The organism is Nocardioides sp. LML1-1-1.1 (assembly GCF_040676175.1).
GTDB lineage: Bacteria > Actinomycetota > Actinomycetes > Propionibacteriales > Nocardioidaceae > Nocardioides.
In genome coordinates this window covers 203,993-223,802 of record NZ_JBEGHK010000003.1, presented here as the reverse complement: position 1 = coordinate 223,802, position 19,810 = coordinate 203,993, and the positions used below count along the sequence as shown (strand labels likewise).

General features: G+C 71.1%; 15 protein-coding genes. 4 read left to right on the top strand and 11 right to left on the bottom strand.

From position 1 onward, the window contains the following. Positions 1 to 155: 155 nt before the first annotated feature. A complete protein-coding gene (locus MRBLML1_RS12075; RefSeq protein WP_364516098.1) occupies positions 156 to 1,382 on the top strand; it encodes a helix-turn-helix domain-containing protein in 1,227 nt (408 codons plus the stop codon). Between the two features lie 21 nt (positions 1,383 to 1,403). Here the strand turns inward: MRBLML1_RS12075 and MRBLML1_RS12070 are convergent, their stop codons facing one another. From MRBLML1_RS12070 to MRBLML1_RS12055, 4 genes are all read right to left on the bottom strand, one after another. Continuing rightward, positions 1,404 to 2,630, bottom strand: coding sequence for an MFS transporter (locus MRBLML1_RS12070; protein WP_364517293.1), 1,227 nt, complete (start codon positions 2,628 to 2,630; stop codon positions 1,404 to 1,406). A 149-nt stretch (positions 2,631 to 2,779) separates the two neighbouring features. Then, positions 2,780 to 4,465 carry a class I adenylate-forming enzyme family protein gene (locus tag MRBLML1_RS12065; protein WP_364516096.1) on the bottom strand — a complete coding sequence of 562 codons (1,686 nt, stop codon included), beginning with the start codon at positions 4,463 to 4,465 and terminating at the stop codon, positions 2,780 to 2,782. A 187-nt stretch (positions 4,466 to 4,652) separates the two neighbouring features. Next, positions 4,653 to 6,593 carry an MFS transporter gene (locus MRBLML1_RS12060; RefSeq protein WP_364516094.1) on the bottom strand — a complete coding sequence of 647 codons (1,941 nt, stop codon included), beginning with the start codon at positions 6,591 to 6,593 and terminating at the stop codon, positions 4,653 to 4,655. After that, positions 6,590 to 7,501: a phytanoyl-CoA dioxygenase family protein gene (locus MRBLML1_RS12055; protein ID WP_364516092.1), complete on the bottom strand. Its 912-nt coding sequence runs from the start codon at positions 7,499 to 7,501 to the stop codon at positions 6,590 to 6,592. The genes MRBLML1_RS12060 and MRBLML1_RS12055 overlap by 4 nt, the downstream gene beginning before the upstream one ends. A gap of 396 nt (positions 7,502 to 7,897) precedes the next feature. On the opposite strand from MRBLML1_RS12055, the gene MRBLML1_RS12050 reads away from it, so the two are divergent. Then, on the top strand, positions 7,898 to 8,494 hold the full coding sequence (locus MRBLML1_RS12050; RefSeq protein WP_364516090.1) for a hypothetical protein: 597 nt from the start codon (positions 7,898 to 7,900) through the stop codon (positions 8,492 to 8,494). A 126-nt stretch (positions 8,495 to 8,620) separates the two neighbouring features. Next, the gene (locus MRBLML1_RS12045) at positions 8,621 to 9,808 is read left to right on the top strand and encodes an FAD-dependent monooxygenase (protein WP_364516088.1); all 1,188 of its coding nucleotides are present in this window, start codon (positions 8,621 to 8,623) and stop codon (positions 9,806 to 9,808) included. On the opposite strand, the gene arr is transcribed toward MRBLML1_RS12045, so the two are convergent. The 3 genes from arr to MRBLML1_RS12030 form a co-directional block, all read right to left on the bottom strand. Next, complete coding sequence (arr, locus tag MRBLML1_RS12040; protein WP_364516085.1) at positions 9,801 to 10,211, bottom strand: NAD(+)--rifampin ADP-ribosyltransferase; 411 nt, start codon at positions 10,209 to 10,211, stop codon at positions 9,801 to 9,803. The two genes, MRBLML1_RS12045 and arr, sit on opposite strands and share 8 nt — an antisense overlap. 9 nt (positions 10,212 to 10,220) lie before the next feature. Beyond that, positions 10,221 to 11,048, bottom strand: a complete 828-nt coding sequence (locus MRBLML1_RS12035) for an SCO6745 family protein (protein ID WP_364516083.1) — start codon at positions 11,046 to 11,048, stop codon at positions 10,221 to 10,223. An 87-nt stretch (positions 11,049 to 11,135) separates the two neighbouring features. Then, entirely contained in the window at positions 11,136 to 12,323 is a 1,188-nt protein-coding gene (locus tag MRBLML1_RS12030) for a zinc-dependent alcohol dehydrogenase (protein WP_364516081.1), read from the bottom strand. A 130-nt stretch (positions 12,324 to 12,453) separates the two neighbouring features. Between MRBLML1_RS12030 and MRBLML1_RS12025 the strand changes: the two genes are divergently transcribed. After that, positions 12,454 to 12,891 carry a hypothetical protein gene (locus MRBLML1_RS12025; protein WP_364516079.1) on the top strand — a complete coding sequence of 146 codons (438 nt, stop codon included), beginning with the start codon at positions 12,454 to 12,456 and terminating at the stop codon, positions 12,889 to 12,891. On the opposite strand, the gene wrbA is transcribed toward MRBLML1_RS12025, so the two are convergent. From wrbA to glgX, 4 genes are read right to left on the bottom strand one after another with little or no spacing between them, the layout of a single operon-like run. Beyond that, entirely contained in the window at positions 12,888 to 13,481 is a 594-nt protein-coding gene (wrbA, locus tag MRBLML1_RS12020) for an NAD(P)H:quinone oxidoreductase (RefSeq protein ID WP_364516077.1), read from the bottom strand. The genes MRBLML1_RS12025 and wrbA overlap by 4 nt on opposite strands. 38 nt (positions 13,482 to 13,519) lie before the next feature. Then, positions 13,520 to 15,238, bottom strand: coding sequence for a malto-oligosyltrehalose trehalohydrolase (treZ, locus tag MRBLML1_RS12015; RefSeq protein ID WP_364516075.1), 1,719 nt, complete (start codon positions 15,236 to 15,238; stop codon positions 13,520 to 13,522). After that, the gene (gene treY / locus MRBLML1_RS12010; protein WP_364516073.1) at positions 15,235 to 17,565 is read right to left on the bottom strand and encodes a malto-oligosyltrehalose synthase; all 2,331 of its coding nucleotides are present in this window, start codon (positions 17,563 to 17,565) and stop codon (positions 15,235 to 15,237) included. The genes treZ and treY overlap by 4 nt, the downstream gene beginning before the upstream one ends. Next, the gene (gene glgX / locus MRBLML1_RS12005) at positions 17,562 to 19,730 is read right to left on the bottom strand and encodes a glycogen debranching protein GlgX (RefSeq protein WP_364517291.1); all 2,169 of its coding nucleotides are present in this window, start codon (positions 19,728 to 19,730) and stop codon (positions 17,562 to 17,564) included. The genes treY and glgX overlap by 4 nt, the downstream gene beginning before the upstream one ends. Positions 19,731 to 19,810: the final 80 nt, after the last annotated feature.

Sequence of the window (19,810 nt, the reverse complement as noted above, 5' to 3'; positions counted from 1 at the left end):
CGGCAACTCCTCGCATCGTGTGGGTGAGGTCTCACTGTCGCCAAGCCATGACGCGGGTCACAACGACAGCGGGCACCGGGATCGGCAACGACCGGTGCACGATGCACTGCCACGAATCGAGCAGTGGAAGGCGAAACAGGGGCAGACTGGGCGGCATGGACGAGCTGTGGCCCGCACCCTCCGCCGAGGTGGCTGACGCGATCAGGTCTCTGTGCCAGCGACTGCTGCTGGAGACCGACGCGCTGGTGGACGCCTTCCACGGAGCCGCGCTCATGGCGCAGAACGAATCGGCCCTCCTCGCCGATGCCTCGCTGGTGGAGGAGGACCGTCATCTGGACCGCTCCGACCTCGTGCAGTGGCTGACGTCGAACGTGCAGCGGCCGGGACGGCGGGTGGAACCCTACGTCGGGCCGCGGATCACGACCTACATCTCCGACCTCGTCTCGCGAGGCATCGCGCCGGACTTCTCGAGCGGGTGGCGAGCAGCCCTGACGATTGGTTGGCGGAACTGGCTGAAGGAGTGCATCGCTCATTGCGACGATCGGGAGCTGCTGGTGGGTGTGCTCGACGTGTCGGGGATGTCGTTGGTGCAGTACGCACTCGACTCCATCGCAGCGTTGCGCGAGGCGAGCCTCGCGGCCGCGATGGGCAATGCCGATGCCGAGGCGATCTCCCTGATCCAGATGATCGCCAACGGAGCACCCCTGGCCGAGGACTTCGCCGAAGGTCGGCTGAACTACAAGATGGCCCGCTGGCACTTGGGCCTCGTGCTCTGGGTGGACGACCCCGGTCAGGTCGACGCCCTCGAGCGCACGACCGCAGCCCTTCGATCAGCTGTCTCCAACCGCAGTGCCCTGGTCGCCCGGGCGAGCGCGACCTCGCGCTGGATCTGGCTCTCCGGGGCCGAGGCACCCGACGTCCACCACGTCGAGAAGCTCCTCGCCCCGGAGAGAGCGGTACGAGCGGCCGCGGGTCGGGCCGGGCACGGACTCGCCGGCTTCCGGTCGAGCCACCTGGACGCCCTCGCCGGGCAGGCGTTGATCGCCCGGATCGGCGCCGAGCGCCGGTTCACGGCGTACGCGGACGTGGAGCTGATCGACAGCCTCACCAAGGACCGTGCCAGCGCCCAGAGATTCGTCCGTCACACGCTGGGGCCGCTGGCCGAAGCCGACGAGGAGCTGCGTCGGACCCTTCTGACGTACGTGCAGTGTGGGTTCAACACCACGCGCGCCGCCGCCAGGCTCTACGCCCACCGCAACACCGTCGAGCGGCGCGTCTCACGCGCCAACGACCTCTCGGTGGTCAAGGTCGAGGACAATCCCACCCATGTCGCAGCCGCACTGCTGGTCCTCGACGTCGCACCCGGCCTCATCGGGGCCTGAGGAGCCTGCTGGCCACGGTGCTCAGGCGGCGGCCCCTGATCGGTCCAGTGCTGCGAACCAGCGCAGTGCGGGCAGCGCCCCGAGGGTCGCGATCGCCAGGGCGACGAACGCGAGGCCCGGTGAAGCGACGAGCAAGCCCACCACGGTCGCGAGGAGGACGCCGCCCAGGTTGCCGGCCAACCAGATCAGTCCCGCCGCGGTGCTCTCCGAGTCGGGAGCGTGCCGCTCGCTCAACGACAACACGATGGGCAGTGCGGGCAGCAGCACGAACCCGATCCCGAGCAGCGTCACGACAGCCATCGGCGTGCTCGGAACGAGCGCCAGGTGCAGGCAGGCCACGGAGGTGAACGCGATCCCGGCACCCATCAGCTGGACCTCTCGACGACGCCGCTCCGCCCAGACCGGGACGATGGCGCAGCCGAGGACACCCGCGATCATCGTGAGCGCAAGGACGATCCCCGCGATGGACTCCCCGACACCGGCCGGTTCGAGCAGTGGCTGGACGAAGGTCGCGAGCGCGATGAAGGTGCCCATCGGGATCGTGACGACGGCGCAGAGCCGCCGCAGGTAGCGGTTGTCGAAGGCGGCGCGGAAAGCCCGGAGACCGCCCACCGGCGGAACCCCGTCCGGGCTTCCGGTCGGTGATGCGAAGTGGAGCGCGGCGACCAGGCACAGTCCCGCGTCCATGGCGATCAGCGCGGTGACCATGGTCAGGGTCTCGATGTGGTCCTCCCCCGGCAGGAACGCGCCGAGTAGGTACCCCACGACCATCCCGGCGAAGGTCGCTGACGACGCAGCGGCGATGCCGGTCGCTCGATGGCGGTCGGCGAGGTAGCGCACCGCCAGCCCTGGAATGGCGTTGAGCACGAACGGCTGGCCGACCGCGGCGACGACCTGGCCGACCAAGGCCCACTGGTAGTCGTCGCCGACCATCCGTAGAAAGGCACCGGAGGCGGTCAGGACCGCGCCAGCGATGAGTGCGACATGGAAGAAGCGGTCGAGCAGCAGACCTGCCGGGATGGCGAGCAGCACGTAGACCAGTGGGAAGACCTGGGACAGCCACCCGATCGCCGTCACCGAGACCCCGAAGTGGCGCGCCGCGTCGTTCGTCACGGGCGCGTAGTTCACGAGGAGTGCCTGCGTTGCAGCTGCCAGGAGGCCGTAGGCGAGAAAGACCGTCCACTGGCTCCGAGCAGGTCGGTGGTCGGTGCCGGCCGTCTCGCTGCACGTCTGGTCGAGCGTGGCCACGCGGAGGCGAGCGGGCGGCGCCGCCGAGGCGGAGAGCCCGAAGGTCTCGTTGCGCCTGTGGGCAGACCTCTTCACGACGATGGTCGCCACGGCACCAGCGGCGAGGGCGCCGCGTGCACGTCTCTGTGTGGGAGTGACGAGCCGTGGCGTCACCGGGCCCTCCCGTCTGACGCGGACAGTCCCAGGCCGCGCACCTCTTGGCGCCGGAGCTTGCCGGTCGCGGTCTTGGGGAGCTCGTCGAGAAGGTGGACCCGACGAGGCCGCTTGTAGGCCGCCAGGCGCTCGCCGGCGAAGGTCATGAGCTCGTCGGTGGTCACGGTGGCCCCAGTCTTCAGGGACACATAGGCGACGACGGTTTCACCTCGGTACTCATCGGGCTCGCCCACCACGGCCGCCTCGAAGACGGCGGAGTGCTCGTAGAGGACGTCCTCGACCTCGCGCGGCCAGACCTTGTAGCCGGAGGTGTTGATCTGGTCCTTGAGGCGGTCGACGAGGTAGATCCATCCGTCGTCGTCGACGACCGCCACGTCCCCTGTGCGCAACCTGCCCCCCGGCAGCGCCGCTGCGGTTGCCTCGGGCTTCTGCCAGTAGCCGGAGATGACCTGCGGCGCAGCGAACTCGAGCTCGCCAGGTGTGTCCGCGGGGACCGCGTTGCCGTCGAGACCGACGACACGGACCACCGCGCCCGGAGTGGGGATGCCGACCGACAGCGTGCCGCTGGCGGCATGCACCCGTGCCTGCTGCCCTGGGGGTACGGCGATGCCGCCGGCCGTGGTCTCGGTCATGCCCCACACGTTGTGGATGTAGTGGCCGAAACGCTCCTGGAAGGCCTCCACCGTGGCGGGCGGAATGGGAGCGCCGCCGGAGTACAGCAACCGGATGCTCTGGAAGTGGTCGGCGCTTGCGTGCGGGAGCGACATGAGCGCGTTGAAGGCAGTGATGGATCCGATGGTGAAGGTGACTCCATGCTCAGCGAATGCCTGCAGCACGAGCTCGGGCTGGTAGCGCCCGACCAGTACGAGGGCGGCGTCGTTGAAGACCGCCGTCGCCGCGTTCAGGATCACCCCCGAGATGTGGAACAGCGGAGCGATGCCGAGGACGACGTCGGCGTCGCCGATATCGGCCCAAGCCCCGAAGTTCACGGCGGAGTGCAGCACGTTGCCGTGGCTGTTCATCGCGCCCTTCGCGGGTCCGGTGGTTCCCGACGTGTAGCAGAGCAGCGCCAGGTCGTCCGGACCGACCGTTGCGCGGCGAGGCCGGCGGCCATCGTACCGGGTGACCAGCTCCGCCAGGTCGGTGAGCACGCTGGCGCTCTCTCCCCAGTCGACACGCGGGTCGTTACGGGTCTGGAAGTCGGCTGCATCGACGCCGATGAGCCACGAGGTGGAGCTGCTCGCCAGGGTCGTCTCGGTCTCGGCGGCGTCGGCGTGCGCGACGAACAGGCCCTTGGGCGCACAGTCGTCGACCAGTCGGCGCAGCTCGGCACCGCGGTACATCGGGTTGAGCGGGACCGCGACCGCGCCCAGCTTCCACAGCGCGAGGAGGATCACGACGTAGTGCGGGACGCTCTGCAGGTACACCCCGATCCGGTCACCCTTGGCAGCTCCCATGTCCTGCAGCGCGCTGGCGAGCGCGTCCGAAGCCATGTCGACCTGGGCCGTGGACAGCTCCCCGTCGAAGTACCGGATGAGAACGCTGTGCGGAAGTCGCGCCACCCGGTCGTCCCAGGCCTCGACGAGGCTTGCGTGCCGCAACACCGGCTCGGGATCGATGCCCTCCGGATAGCTGTCCAGCCAAGGGTGTTCAGCGGGCTTCTGCTGGCTTTGCAACGTCACTCCTCAATGCCTGGCGCCGGCACGCCGGTGCCGGAGCTGTCGAACTGCAGTGAACCGGTGGTGCGGCGATGACTCCCGATGAGATCTGCACCTGATCCGGGCAGCGGTGGTGCCGGTTGTCGTACACGTTGACCGTCCCGGGCCGGCAGCGGCTGACCGCCGAAGCCCGCCCGGGACGATCCGGTGCTCATTCGGGACGGCCTTGGAGGGCAGCAAGCTCGGCCGCGACGCGACGGTCGTGCTCGGCGGCGTGCTTGCGGGCCCTGCGGGGGTCCCAGTAGCCAGCCATCAGGAAGATGAACGGGATGAAGAGCAGCTCGCCGACGACGGCCATCCAGAAGTACTTCCGCCACTGCCCCGGGGCGTCGTCGACGGCCTGCTGCACCGCCGGCCCGCGCTCCTGCAGGTAGGTGAGGTCGTCAGCCGGGACCTCGCCCAACGCCTGCAGCGCAGTGCCCGCGTCCTGGACCGCCCCACCGTTCTCGTCGAGGAAGGCCAGATCGGCTGGCGGGACGGCGGCGAGGCTCATGAGCCGCCCGGTGGCGCGGGCGGCCGAGATGCCGAAGCCCTTCGCGATCTCCTCCACGGCAGTGACCTGAGCCTGCTGGTCGTTCGGGTCTCCCAGGAGCGCCGTCTGCGTCTTCGGGTCGATCGCTGCCAAGGTGGCCAGCTGCGCGTCGTACTTCTGTCCCAACGTGATCACCTTGCCGACCACGTCGACGCTCTTGCCCGAGATCTCGCTGACCGCCTGAGCCTGGGCCATCGGGTCGTCCGGCGAGGCGGTCAACGCAGCCGTCGTCGCGGGCGTCAGGAGGGCGGCCGTCGCGAGCTCGCTGCTGTACGTCGAAGCGAGCCCCTGCACGCGAGGACCGTCGTTGACCAGGGTGTTCACCGTGGTGACGACGGTCGGGCCGAGGATGATCGCGGCCGCTGCGATGGAGCGGATCGTGAGACCCCACAGCGACAGCCCAGTGGCGACGAGTGCTGGGTTACGGTCCTCGACGGTCTCGGTGTAGCTGGCCATCCAGGGTGCGAAGCCCATGCCGAGGGAGATCGCCATCACCGACAGCCAGACAGCGAAGGTCGTGTAGCTGGTGTCGGCGCTCGCGGTGACCCGGATGAACCCGATCGTGCCGATGGCGGCCCCGATGGCGCCCACCAGCATGAAGGGCTTCCGCACGCGGAGCCGGTCGGACAGCACACCGACGACCACGAGGGAGACTGCCTGCGCGGCCCACATCCAGCTCATCAGGGAGTTGGCCCGGGACTCTGTGTACCCGAGCACCACCTGGAAGAACAACGGGAAGAACGACACTGCCACGTAGTAGATGAAGAAGAACAGGCTGATCCCGACGGCCGAGCCGAGGATGTCGAGACGCATCATCTGCCGCAGCGGATTCGTCGTGGCCGCCTCGACATCGATGCCGCGGGCCCGCGCCTCGACGATCGCAAGGTCCTTCTCGCTGACGAGGACCTGGTCGCGAAGCTGGGGGGAGAGCTCACGCAACCACAGCAGCGCGATGACGAACACGACCAGCCCGGCCAGCCCGCAGATCCAGTACTGGTCCTGCCACGCGTCGAGGTGCGGGGTGGAGCTCACGACGACGGTCGAGACCAGCGAGCCGAGCACGGGCCCGAGCGTCCAGAACCCCATGGCCGATGCCCTGCCCAGCTGTGGGCTGAAGTCCCGTACCAGCGCCGGCGTGGCCACGAGCACGACGCCCTCCAGTGCGCCCAGGACCGCGAACCAGAAGCCGACCGCGAAGGTGCTGTGTGCGTTCGTGAGCCCGAAGAGGCACACGAGTGAGCAGCCGAGCACGCCCGCGGTGACCAGGTTGGCACGGCCGTACCGGTCGGTGATGCCCGCGGCTAGCGAGGCCAGTGCGCTCGCCGCGACGGAGATCACGTTGATCCACACGAAGTCCATGAAGGACATGCCCGTGGTGGTCAGGACGTTCTCGCTGACGCTGTTGACCACGTAGTACTGGTAGTAGAAGAGCACCGTGGCGAGCACGACGATCGACAGGCACACGATGCGCGTGCGGACCGCCGGGTAGTGGTGGAGCTCGCGCCTCCAAAGGCGCGTCACCCCCGTCACGGGCGTCGCGGCGACCGCATCCGCGCTCACGGTCGTGCCCCTGGCGCCGCCTCGTCGAACTGCGCGAAGGAGTTGGTCACCTCGGCACCTTCACCCTGGAGGAGGAAGTTCGGGTCGGCCATCACTCCCTGGTGGTCGACGAAGCCGGTTCCGGGCGGACAGACGGACCAGCCCAGGATGCGCTGGATGTCCTCGTCGAGCTCCTTCACCACCTCGATCGGATAGGTAAGGTAAGCGTTCTCCTCCTGCCGGAGGAACCCGAGGTCCAGGCCGATGGTCAACCCGATCCGGTTGCTGTCGGAGGAGTTGGTGCCGCCGCCGTGGAAGGTGCCGCCGAGCCAGATCAGCGCCGAACCCGCGGTCATCTCGGTCGGGACCGCCTCCTCGACCTTCGGCCCGCGGTCGTCGTCCCACAGGTGGCTGCCCGGCACCACCATCGTGCCGCCGTTGTCGGCGGTGAAGTCGGTGACAGCCACCATGATCTGGACCCGTGCCTGGCGATAACCCTCGGGGTGACGCCACTGCCAGACCCCGTCGTCACGGTGGAGCGGCTGCGCCCCCTCGCCGGGATGGATGTCGATGATGGAGGTCACGCCGACCTGGTAGGTCGGAGCAAGCTCCAGCCGGTCCTCGCCGAAGTACCCGCTCTGCGGGATCTCGAGGAAGTGGCTGGCGATGCCGGCGTACAGCGGGTGCCGCACGGTGGTGGCGGCGTGCCGGATGTGCTGGAAGATGCCGTACAGCCGCTTGGTGCGGTGGCCTGAGAAGTCGTCCTGACCCCAGGGAGTGCTCGGCATCGCGCGATCGATCTCCGCGCGGAGCTCAGCGAGAGTGGAGCTGTCGAAGAAGTCCTTGATGACGACCCCGCCGTCCCTCTCGATGACCGCGATGACCTCGTCGAGCGGTGTGTCGGCGACGAGGGTGGTGAGTGCTGCCATGACGCTGCCTTCCTTCACGTTTCCGTGTCCTGATCGTTGGAGTGACCGAGAGCGCGAGGAGTCCGTGGGGCGGCGTCGGCCCACCCCAGGAGTGGCCCTACCTTCGGTGGCGGCAACACCTCGAGCGTGATCACGATCACGCGAGACGCTCACCGGCACTACGACAATGCGCACCGCGATTCAGCCGATGATGTGCACCGTGGCGTTGCCGGGGACGAACGTCCTCAGCAGGCGACGACTGTCGAGGTTCGCCCAGCTCAGATGATGCTTCGGCGTCCGCGCCCGTGCGCAACACCGTCCCAGGACCGCGGTCCCCGTTCCGCATGAGTTGTCGGATCCGAGACTGCTTGTCACGTTCGGTCACGCCGAGGCGGGATCGTCGTTAGTGTCCGCGCCATGATGAACATCCGTCGCCTCGTCGCGACTCTCGGACTCAGCTCCGCACTGGTCCTCTCCTCCGCCGGCATCGCCTCCGCCCAGCGCTGGGTCCACGCCGACCCCAGCGGCGACGCCGTCACGTTCACCGACGACGAGACCGCACCGACGGTGGCGCCCGACCAGAAGCAGGGCGACGTCGTCCAGACCACCATCAGCCACACCCGCACCAAGGTCGTGATCCGGGTCCGGATGCGCGCCATCCCCCGCGACGACTGGATGGCCTTCGGCGTCATCCGGACCCCGCGTGCGTCGTTCGACCTCATCCAGATGAAGCTCGCCGGCGGCCGTCACTTCGGGATCTCGAAGGGCGACAGCGAGCGCGACGTGCGGTGTGCGGCCAAGTCCTCACGGATCGACCGCACCGCGCTGGTGTTCACGGTGGCGCGCAGCTGCCTCGGCAACCCGCGGTGGATCCGCGCCGGTGTCGGCATCGCCACGTTCGACGGGAGCTTCCTGGAGGAGGACGAGGACGACCTCGCCACCTACGCCGACGACGCGCTGCGCCGCTCGATCGGCGAGGACATCCGCCTCTCCCCGCGGCTGCGCCGCGGCTGACCGACCGACCCGTTACCGACGTACCGCCCCGTCCGCCTTCCGGCGGACGGGGCGGTGTCGCGTCCGAGCGATGAATTCCGGCGCCGCGTCGTGTCGTACCTGCGTCGACGTACGAGAGGAGACCTGGTGAGCGAGATCAAGGTGCTGGTGTCGGGGGCGAGCATCGCGGGGCCGGCGCTCGCGCACTGGCTGAGCCGGCGCGGTGCGAGCGTGACCATCGTGGAGCAAGCCCCGGGCCTGCGGCCGGGCGGGCAGGCGGTGGACGCGCGCGGGGTGGCCAAGGAGGTCATCCGGCGGATGGGCCTGGAGGCGGAGGTCCGCGCGGCCTGCACGGACACCCGGGGCGCCTACTCGGTGGACGCGGACGGCAACGTGCTGGAGACCCACCGTGCCGAGGACAACGACGGCGACGGGTACGTCTCCGAGATCGAGATCCTGCGCGGCGACCTCTCCCAGCTCCTGTACGACGCGACCCGGGCCGACGTCGAGTACGTGTTCGGCGACCGGGTCACCGGGCTCGCCCAGGACGCGGACGGCGTCGACGTGGACCTCGCGAGCGGTGGGCGACGGCGCTTCGACCTCGTCGTCGGCGCCGAGGGGCTGCACTCGGCGCTGCGGGCGTCGGTGTTCGGGCCGCGCGAGCAATTCGTGCGCCACCTCGGGCTGGGGCTGGCGTTCTTCACCGTGCCGAACGAGTTCGGCATCGACGGCTGGCTGATCGACCACCAGCACGCGGGACGGTGGGCCGGGCTGCGGCCGAGCGGCGACCCCGCGACGGCGATCGCGATGATGTCCTTCCCGGCGTCCGAGGTCGCCATCGACCACCGCGACGTCGCCGCGCAGAAGCAGCTCCTGCGCGAGCAGATGGCCGGCTTCGGGTGGGAGACGGAGCGGATCCTCACCCACCTCGACGCCAGCCCGGACTTCTATCTCGACCAGGTCGCGCAGGTGGTCATGGAGCGCTGGTCGAACGGACGGGTCGGCCTGCTCGGGGACGCCGCCTTCTGCGCCTCCCCCATGTCGGGCGCCGGGACCGGGATGGCCCTGGTCGGTGCCTACCTGCTCGCCGGGGAGCTGGCGGCGGCCGGCTGGGACCCCGCGGTCGGGTTCGCGCGCTACCAGGAGCGGATGCAGGCCTGCGTCGAGGCGAACCAGGAGCTCGGCCGGATGCACGTGGACATGCTCACCGCGCCTGCTCCCGACCCGGACGCCGGCCCGCCGCCGGAGCCCGACATGGAGGCCATCGGGGCGCTCATCGAGACCGCGATCAACGGACCCGAGCTGCCCGACTACGCCGGCGTGCCGCTCAGTTGATGATCTCGCCGCGCTCCTCGTGCAGGATCGCGGCGAGCCGGTCCCGCCAGCCCTGCAGCGCCTCCGGCGTCAGCCGCTCCCAGTCGGTGACCTCGCCGACCACCCGGATCGGCGCGGTGCTGCGGTAGGAGCGGGTCGGGTTGCCGGGGAACTTCTTGTCGGTGACGTTGGGGTCGTTCTCGAAGTCGCCGGTCGGCTCGACCTCATAGACCCGCGGCTCCCCGTCGCCGGCGGCCAGCTCGGCCGCGAGGCCGGCGCCGTTGACCAGCGCGGTGAAGTAGATGTGGTTCATCACCACCTCGGGCCGGTAGTTCGACCGGAAGCCCGCGGTCAGCAGGTCGCCGACCGCCAGGTCCGCCTTGGTGCCGTGGAAGAACGGTCCGTCGTCGACTACGTCGCTCACGGCGCCAGGCTACTGCGAGCCGGTCTCCCGCAGCCGCGCCGCGACCGGCTCCAGCAGGGCGACCAGCTCGGCGAGCCGAGCCTTCCCCAGCCCGTCGTACGGCGCCTGGGCCAGGTCGTCCGTGCGCGCCTCGATCCGGTCCTTGACCGCCCGTCCGGCCGGGGTGAACCGCCCCTCGGCGTCGACCAGGCCACGCGCGCGCAACCCGGCCATCAGCTCCGCGAGCACGCGCCTCGGCAGGTGGTGGATCCGGCCGAAGGACTCGGCGGGGAAGATGCCGGCGTCGAGCGCGGAGAGCACGTGCGCCTCCAGCCCGCCGACCTGCTCGGTGACGAGGGCGGCGATGTGGCCGTCGCCGCGGTGCTCGCGGAGCATGTTGGCGGCGTGCCAGAGCCGGGCCACCGGGTCGGTGGGCAGCGGGAGGGCGCGCAGGGCGGCGTACATGACCCGGCCCTCGGTGGGCGCGCTCGTCGCGGCGGCGGCCAGCAGGTCGGCGGCCCGGGCGACATCCGCACCGGAGGCCAGCGGGCCCAGGATCCGGCGCAGCGCGGCGACGCACCCGCGCTCGCGCGCCGCGTGGGCGGCCTCCGGAGTCGTGGTCGCCCAGACCTTCGGCAGGTGACGGGCAACCTCGCCGTCGGCGAAGTTGTAGAAGGCGGCGTGCACGACCTCGGCGGGAGCCTGGCCGAGCGGGGCGGACCGGCCGGCGAAGTAGCCGTCCCAGTAGCTCGTGAACCCGAGAGCGGCCATCTCCTCGTTCGGCTCCTCGGAGAAGAAGTTGACCAGGCAGATCGGCTCGGTGAGGTCGTACATCCGGCGGGCGACGGGCTGGGACATCGCGGTGGGCTCCTGTGCTCGTGACGGCGCCCCGGGCGGGGCGCCGTTCACGAACACCACGAACGGCTCACCCGAGACACGACAGCATCACGGCTGGAAGACCACCTTGACCATCCCCTCCTCCTTCTTCTGGAAGTGCTCGTAGGCGTTCGGCGCCTCGTCGAGCCGGAGGTGGTGGGTGGCGAAGGCGTCGACGCCGAAGGGGTCGTCCTCGACCAGCATCGCGAGCAGCTCGTCGGTCCAGCGGCGGACGTTCGCCTGGCCCATCCGCACCTGCACCTGCTTGTCGAAGAGCTGCATCATCGGCATCGGGTCGGCGGCGCCGCCGTAGACGCCGGAGATGGAGATCGTCCCGCCGCGGCGCACGGCGTCGACGGCCGAGTGCAGCGCGGCGAGCCGGTCGATGCCGGCCTTCTTGATCATCGGCTCGGCGACCGCGTCGGGCAGCATCCCGGTGACCTTCTGGACGAGGCTCGCGCCCGGTGAGCCGTGGGCCTCCATGCCGACCGCGTCGATCACCGAGTCCGGGCCACGCCCGCCCGTCAGGTCGCGGACGGCGTCGCCGACTCCCCCGGCCTGCTCGGCCTCGTCGAGGTGCACGGTCTCGGCGCCGAACGCCTCGACCCGGGCCAGCCGCTCGGGGACCCGGTCGACGGAGATCACCCGGTAGCCCTGGCGCACGCCCATCCGGGCGGCCATGTCGCCGATCGGCCCGGCGCCGAGGACGAGCAGCGTCCCGCCGTCGGGTACGTCGGCGTACTGCACTCCCTGCCAGGCGGTCGGGAGCACGTCGGAGAGGAACAGGAAGCGGTCGTCGGCGTGCTCGTGGGGCACCTTCACCGGCAGGAAGTCGGCGAAGGGCACCCGGAGGTACTCCGCCTGCCCGCCCGGCACCTGCCCGTAGAGCTTGCTGTAGCCGAAGAAGCTGGCTCCGGTGCCGTGCTCGTGGTTCTGCGTCGTCTCGCACTGGCTGTAGAGCTGCCGCTCGCACATCCAGCAGGAGCCGCAGGAGACGTTGAACGGTACGACGACGCGGTCGCCCGGCCGCAGCGAGGTGACCGCGGGGCCGACCTCCTCCACGATGCCCATCGGCTCGTGGCCGACGACGTCACCGGCCTCCATGAACGGCGCCAGCGTCTCGTACAGGTGCAGGTCGGAGCCGCACAGCCCGGTCGAGGTGATCTTGATGATCGCGTCGGTGGGCTCCTGGAGCACCGGGTCGGGGACCTCGGTGACCCTCATGTCGTGGACGCCCTGCCAGGTCACTGCCTTCATCGGATGCTCCTCGGGGTGGGGGTTCGGGAGCCTCGCGGTACCCCTGCTCACATCCGGTGATCCGCGCGGGTAGGGGCCACGCCACCGGGTACCGACCCGGACGGCATCCACCGTCAACGAAGGGAACCGCATGAACCCGATCGGCAAGATCAAGGACGTCGCCGTCGAGAAGCTCAAGCTCCCGGCCGCCGTGGCCGGGTCCGCGGTAGGCCTGGCGAAGGAGGCGACCGAGCGCGCCGCCGGCGCGGTGACCTCCCTGGTCGGGCATGGCAACGAGCAGGGAAGGTCGGCGCAGGAGCCCCCCGCTCCGCCGGTGCCCACGGACGTCGAGCCCGCGCCGGAGCCCGAGCCGGAGCCCGAGCAGCCGCACGTCGACATCGACCCCGACGAGCCGGTCAACGTGACCGAGGAGCTCGGTCTCGACCCGTCGCCCGTCGCGAAGCCGAAGCCGCGCAAGAAGGCCGCGCCGAAGCCGGTGACGAAGATCGACGCCGAGGCCGACCCGGGCGATGTCGACGTGACGCCGGCCGACATCGCCGAGCGGGCCGGCGAGAACGGTCCAGCCTAGGAGGCCAGCCGCCCGGCGACCTCGACCACCCGCGTCGCGAGGTGGTCGAGGGCGCTGGTCGCGGTGTCGTCCAGGACCTCGTCGCCCCCGGTGACCACGCCGACGCCGTACGGGTTGCCGTCGTCGAACTTCACCTGGTCGGTGTAGCCCGGCGGCACGATGATCCCGCCGAAGTGGCAGAAGGTCGTGTGCAGCGCCAGGATCGTCGACTCCTGGCCGCCGTGCCGGGTGGAGCTGGAGGTGAAGGCGGCGTACGCCTTGTCGGCGAGGCCGCCCTCCTGCCACAGCGGGCCCAGGGTGTCGATGAAGGCCTGCAGCTGGCTGGTGACGTGGCCGTAGCGGGTGCCCGAGCCCATGATCACCGCGTCCGCCCAGGCCAGGTCGTCCGGCTCGGCGACGGGCTGGTCCGCGACCGAGGCGGCGTGCTCGGCCCAGGCGTCGACGCTCTGCACCACCTCGTCGGGCGCGGTCTCCCGCACCCGTCGCAGCCGTACCTCGGCACCGGCCTTCTCCGCGGTCTCGGCCAGGCGCGAGGCCATGGCGTGGGCGGTGCCGTAGCTGGAGTAGTAGACGATCGCGAGCTTCACCATGTCCTCGACGCTGCTCGATCGCGGCGATTTCATACCGGTCAGCCGCGGCGGACGAGCACCCCGTTCCCCGCCGGTACGACGACGCGCGAACCGACCGCGGCCACCTGCTCGTTCGTGGCGAACAGCAGCTCTCCCGCCGCGACCTCCCACGGCTGGTCCCCCAGGTTGACGTGCACGCTCAACGTCCCGCGGTCGAGGGTCAGCCGCCGGGTGTCCTCCTCGGCGGTGGCCCGGCCGAAGGACGGGTCGGTCAGCTCGGGGTGCTCGCGGCGCAGCTCCGCGAGCCGCCGGTAGCCCGCGAGCACCCGCGCGTGCCGGCCCGAGGCCGGCTCGGACCAGACGAGGCGGCTGCGCTCGAAGGTCGCGGGGTCCTGCGGGTCCAGCACTTCGTCGGGGTCCCAGCCCATCCGCTCGAACTCCGCGAGCCGGCCCTCGGCGGTGGCCTTCGCGAGCTCGGGCTCGGGGTGGGAGGTGAAGAACGCGAACGGCGTGCTCGCTGCCCACTCCTCGCCCTGGAAGAGCATCGGCGTGAACGGCGCGGTCAGCGTCAGCAGGGCGGCGCACAGCAGCCGCTCGTCGTCGAGGTGCTCGGCGGTGCGGTCGCCCCGGGCGCGGTTGCCGACCTGGTCGTGGTTCTGCGCGCACACGACGAGGCGCCAGGCGGGCATGTGCCCGGTGTCGACGGGCCGCCCGTGATCACGCTCGCGGAAGCTCGACCACGTGCCGTCGTGGAAGAAGCCGCGGTCGAGCACCTTCGCCAGCGCACCGAGCGGCGCGAAGTCGGCGTAGTAGCCGGTGGTCTCCCCCGTCAGCGCCACGTGCACCGCGTGGTGGAAGTCGTCGCTCCACTGCGCGTCCAGGCCGCGGCCGCCGCCCTCCCGTGGGGTCACCATGCGGGTGTCGTTGAGGTCGGACTCGGCGATCAGCGTCAACGGCCGGTTCTGGTGGGCCGACAGTGCCGCCACCTCGATCGCCATCTCCTCCAGCAGGTGCACCTCGGAGTCGTCGGCGAGCGCGTGCACGGCGTCCAGGCGCAGCCCGTCGACGTGGAAGTCGCGGAGCCACATCAGCGCGTTGTCGAGGATGTAGCGGCGCACCTGGTCCGCGCCGGGACCGTCGAGGTTGACCAGGTCGCCCCAGGTGTTGCGGCCGTCCTTGAGGTATGGCCCGAAGCGGGGCAGGTAGTTGCCGGAGGGGCCGAGGTGGTTGTAGACGACGTCCTGGATCACGCCGATGCCCGCCTGGTGGCAGGCGTCGACCAGCCGCTGGTACGCCGCCGGGCCGCCGTAGGGCTCGTGGACCGCTGACCACAGGACGCCGTCGTAGCCCCAGTTGTGGACGCCGTTGAAGGCGTTGACGGGCATCAGCTCGACGAAGCCGACGCCGAGGCTCGCCAGGTGGTCGAGCCGGGAGACGACCGCGTCGAGCGTCCCCTCGGGGGTGAAGGTGCCGACGTGCAGCTCGTAGATCGTGGCGCCGGCGAGCTGGCGGCCGGTCCAGGCGGCGTCGCCCCAGGCGTGCGCGGTGGGGTCGAAGGTCGCGGAGAACCCGTGCACGCCGTCGGGCTGGCGGCGCGAACGCGGGTCCGGCAGCGGGGTCTCGTCGTCGTCGAGCAGGTAGCCGTAGCGGGTGCCGTCGGGCACCGCGCCGGTCTCGGCCGCCCACCAGCCGCCGGTGGTCGCGTGCATCGTCAGCACGTCGTCGTCCAGCGCCAGCCGGACCCGCTGGGCGCGCGGCGCCCACACGTCGAAGCTCATGCGTCCTCCCGGACGAGCAGCGCGACCGGCAGGTCGCCGAGCAGGGCGGCCACCTCGGGCGAGGCGGGCCGGTCGGTCAGCAGGTCACGCCACCGCCCCGGCGGCAGGTCCAGCCGGGTGTCGCGCCAACCGCCCGCGCGCTGCAGCCCCACCGGGAGCCGGGTGACGACGGTGACCGCTCCGCCGCGGTCGAAGGCGAGGACGTGCCCGGCAGCCGCGCCGGTGGCACCCACCGGGTCGTAGCGGACGAACAGGTCGGGCCGGTCACGGCGCAGGCGCAGCGCGGTCCGTACGACGTGCAGCTTGGCGCGGCCGTCGTCGGACGGCCCGTCCGGGCGCACCGGCCCGGCCTCGGCGAGCAGCCGCCGGCGCCGCGCGAAGTCGACCGGGCGGCGGTTGTCGGGGTCGACGAGGCTCTGCTCCCACAGCTCGCTGCCCTGGTAGACGTCCGGGACACCGGGCACGGTGAGGCTGAGCAGCTTGGCCGCGAGCGCGTTGCTCCAGCCCGGGCCGGCCAGCCGCGCGGCGGCGTCCTCGACCAGCCCGGCGACCGCCGGGGCGTCGTACGCCGCGTCGACGAGGGCGTGCACCGCCTTCTCGTACGACGCGTCGGGCTCGGTCCACGTGGTCCGGTCGCCGGCCTCGCGCATCGCCTTCTCGGCGTACCCGTGCAGGCGGTCGCGCTCGATCGGCCAAGCGCCGACGGCCGCCTGCCACAGCAGGTTCGCGAAGCCCGGGTCGGGCGCGGGAGCCGCGTCGAGCAGGGCGTCCATCGTCTCGGCCCATCCCGCGGGGTCCTCGGCGAGCACGCTGATCCGCGCCCGGACGTCCTCCCCGCGCTTGGTGTCGTGGGTGCTCAGCGTGGTCATCGCCTCGGGGGCGACGGCCTGTCGCCGGGACATCGCGTCGTGGAAGGCGTCGGCGGTCAGCGAGAACTCCGAGGGGTCGGCGCCGACCTCGTTGAGCGAGGTCAGCCGCGACCAGCGGTAGAAGGCGCGGTCCTCCACGCCCTTGGCCATGATCATCCCGCTGGTCTGCTGGAAGCGCAGCGACGGCAGGCGGACCCGGTCCTCCAGTAGTGGCAGCACCTGGTCGAGCGCCTCGGCGAGGTCGGGCCGGTCCGTGCGGACGAGGTCGGCCGCCTGGTGCAGGTGCTCACGTCCGGTCGGCAAGTAGGAGCGGTAGACGGGGAAGGCGGCGAGCAGCTCGACCAGCACCTCGTCAACCTGGGCGCGCCAGGTGCGGTCCGGCACGAGCTCCAGCTCCGCCGCGAGCTCACGGGCGATCCGTCGTACCTCCGCGTGGAGGATGGTGTCGGCGACGTGCCGCTTGTTGGTGCGGACCAGCTCCGGCCAGGGCGGTACGCCGCCGCGCAGCCGCTCGTCGAGGGCACCGAGCGCGGACTCCCCCGCCGGGTCGACGAGCACCCGGTCGATGGTGGCGAGCACCTCGTAGCCGGTGGTGCCGGCGGTGGCCCACCGCGGCGGCAGGTCCTCGCCGGGCTCGAGGATCTTCTCCACCACGACCCAGGCGCCGCCGGTGAGGTCGGCCAGGTCGTCGAGGTACGCCGCGGGGTGGCGCAGCCCGTCCGGGTGGTCCACGCGCAGTCCGTCGACCAGCCGCTCGCGGAACCAGCGCGCGATCTCGACGTGGCTGGCCTCGAAGACGTCGCGGTCCTCGACGCGCACGCCGGCCAGCGTGTTGACCGCGAAGAAGCGGCGGTAGTCCATGTCGTCGTCCGCTGCCCGCCAGGAGACCAGCCGATAGTGCTGGCGCTCGTGCACCGCCTGCGGGTCGTCGGTGTCGTCGGCGGTGCCGGGGCAGATCGGGAAGCGGTGGTCGTGGTAGCCCAGCATCCCGTCGACCAGGTGCAGGTGGCCGATCGGGCCGCCCGCGTCCGGCTGGTCGTCGTCGCCGACCACGGGCAGCAGCACCTTGCCGCCGCCGGCGGACCAGTCGATGTCGAAGAAGCGGCCGAACCGCGAGTCGCGGCCGTGCTTGAGCACGTCCCACCACCAGCCGTTGGTGGCCGGGCTCTCCACCCCGACGTGGTTCGGCACGACGTCCACGAGCACGCCCATCCCCCGCCGGTGCGCCTCGGCGGACAGTCGGGCCAGGGCGTCCGGCCCGCCCCGGGCCGGGTCGACGCGGGTCGGGTCGACGACGTCGTACCCGTGGTCGCTGCCGGGGTGCGCCTCGAGGATCGGCGAGAGGTAGACCCAGCCGACGCCGAGGTCGTCGAGGTAGTCCAGCAGCGCGCGGGTCGCGTCGAGGTCGAAGGACTCCCGGACCTGGACGCGGTAGGTGCTGCTCGGGACCCGGCTCACTGCTCGCCCGCCATGGAGGCGACCGAGGCGGCCGGGCTGACGTCGGCCTCCGGCTCGGGCTCCTGCCACTGCCTCAGCACCACGACGCAGCGGTGCGGCAGCGCGAACACACCGCCCGCGGCGACCTTCTGGTCCGGGTCACAGCTCCCGCTGGTGTCGAGGACGACCTGCCAGGCAGCGGCGTACTCCTCGTCGGGCAGGGTCACCTCCTGGTCCCCGTCGCCGTTGAGCAGGATCAGGAAGTGGTCGTCGCGGATCGGCTGGCCCTGGCGGTCGCGGCCGGCGATCCCGTCGCCGTTGAGGTACATCCCCAGCGTGCGCAGGCCGTCCCAGTCACCGTCCTCCATCGGGCGGCCCGCGGGGTGCAGCCAGACGATGTCGTTGAGCCGCTCGCCCTCGCCGGTGCGCACCGTCGTACCGGTGAAGAAGCGCTGGCGGCGCAGCGACGGGTGCTCCCGGCGCAGCCGGGTCAGCTCGCTGACGAACTCGCTGAGCGGGCGGTCGGTGCGCTCCCAGTCGATCCAGCTGATCGCCGAGTCCTGGGCGTAGGTGTTGTTGTTGCCGTGCTGGGTGCGGCCGAGCTCGTCGCCGTGCAGGATCATCGGCACGCCCTGGCTGAGCAGCAGGGTGGCGAGCAGGTTGCGCTGGTCGCGGGCACGCGCCTCGTTGACGCCGCCGTCGTCGGTGGGTCCCTCGACACCGTGGTTCCACGAACGGTTGTCGTCGGCGCCGTCGCGGCCGTCCTCGCCGTTGGCCTCGTTGTGCTTGGCCTCGTAGGACACCAGGTCGCGCAGGGTGAACCCGTCGTGCGCGGTGACGAAGTTGATGCTCGCCACCGGACGGCGGCCGGTGTGCTCGTAGAGGTCGGCGGAGCCCGCGAGCCGGCTGGCCAGGGCCCCGAGGTTGTGGTCGCCGCGCCAGAAGTCGCGCACGGTGTCGCGGTAGGCGCCGTTCCACTCCGTCCACTGCGGCGGGAAGTTGCCCACCTGGTAGCCGCCCGGACCGACGTCCCAGGGCTCGGCGATCAGCTTGACCTGGCTGACGACCGGGTCCTGCTGCACGAGCTCGAAGAAGGTCGCGAGCCGGTCGACGTCGTAGAACTCCCGGGCCAGGGCGGAGGCCAGGTCGAAGCGGAAGCCGTCGACGTGCATCTCGGTCACCCAGTAGCGCAGCGAGTCCATGATCAGCTGCAGCGAGTGCGGGTTGCCGGCGTTGAGGGAGTTCCCGGTTCCGGTGTAGTCCATGTAGTACTGCTTGTCGTCGTCGACGAGGCGGTAGTAGGCCGGGTTGTCGATGCCCTTGAGGCTGAGCGTCGGGCCGAGGTGGTTGCCCTCCGCGGTGTGGTTGTAGACCACGTCGAGGATCACCTCGATCCCCGCGTCGTGCAGCTCCTTGACCATCGCCTTGAACTCCTGGACCTGCCCGCCGGGGACCGACCCGGCGGCGTACCCGGCGTGCGGCGCGAAGAAGCCGAGGGTGTTGTAGCCCCAGTAGTTGCGCAGGCCGCGCTGGACCAGCACGTCGTCGTGGACGAACTGGTGCACCGGCATCAGCTCGATCGCGGTGACGCCCAGGCCCTGCAGGTGCTCGACCACGGAGCGGTGGGCCAGGCCGGCGTAGGTGCCGCGCAGGCTCTCCGGCACGTCGGGGTGGGTCGCTGTGAGGCCCTTCACGTGCGCCTCGTAGATCACCGTCTCGGCGTACGGCGTGCGCGGGTGGCGGTCGCCCTCCCAGTCGAACCACGGGTTGGTGACGACGCCGAGCGTCATCCGGTCGAGCGAGTCCTCGTCGTTGCGGGTATCGGGGTCGTCGAAGTCGTAGCCGAACAGGCTCTGTCCCCAGTCGATGTCGCCGACCGTGGCCTTGGCGTAGGGGTCGAGCAGCAGCTTCGAGGGGTTGCAGCGCAGCCCGTTCGCGGGGTCCCACGGACCGTGCACGCGATAGCCGTAGCACTGGCCGGGCTGGATCGCGGGCAGGTAGGCGTGCCAGACGTAGCCGTCGACCTCGGTCAGCTCGACCCTGGTCTCCGTGCGGCTCCCGTCGTCGGCGACGTCGACCAGGCACAGCTCCACCCGCTCGGCCACCTCGCTGAACAACGCGAAATTCGTCCCGCTGCCGTCGAACGTCGCGCCCAGCGGGTACGCCGCTCCAGGCCAGGTCTCCACCACGTGCACTCCCTCTCCGTCGGACTCCTCCGAGGACAGGTGTACCCGTCGACCGGTGCTTCACCCAGGCCGTGCGGCGA

Bases quoted from the DNA above. Each gene is read 5' to 3' on its own strand.
- MRBLML1_RS12035 (WP_364516083.1), bottom strand. From the start codon at position 11,048: ATGTCCCAGCCCGTCGCCCGCCGGATGTACGACCTCACCGAGCCGATC.
- treZ (WP_364516075.1), bottom strand. From the start codon at position 15,238: ATGAGCTTCGACGTGTGGGCGCCGCGCGCCCAGCGGGTCCGGCTGGCG.
- wrbA (WP_364516077.1), bottom strand. From the start codon at position 13,481: ATGGTGAAGCTCGCGATCGTCTACTACTCCAGCTACGGCACCGCCCAC.
- MRBLML1_RS12025 (WP_364516079.1), top strand. From the start codon at position 12,454: ATGAACCCGATCGGCAAGATCAAGGACGTCGCCGTCGAGAAGCTCAAG.
- MRBLML1_RS12055 (WP_364516092.1), bottom strand. From the start codon at position 7,501: ATGGCAGCACTCACCACCCTCGTCGCCGACACACCGCTCGACGAGGTC.
- MRBLML1_RS12050 (WP_364516090.1), top strand. From the start codon at position 7,898: ATGATGAACATCCGTCGCCTCGTCGCGACTCTCGGACTCAGCTCCGCA.
- MRBLML1_RS12030 (WP_364516081.1), bottom strand. From the start codon at position 12,323: ATGAAGGCAGTGACCTGGCAGGGCGTCCACGACATGAGGGTCACCGAG.
- MRBLML1_RS12075 (WP_364516098.1), top strand. From the start codon at position 156: ATGGACGAGCTGTGGCCCGCACCCTCCGCCGAGGTGGCTGACGCGATC.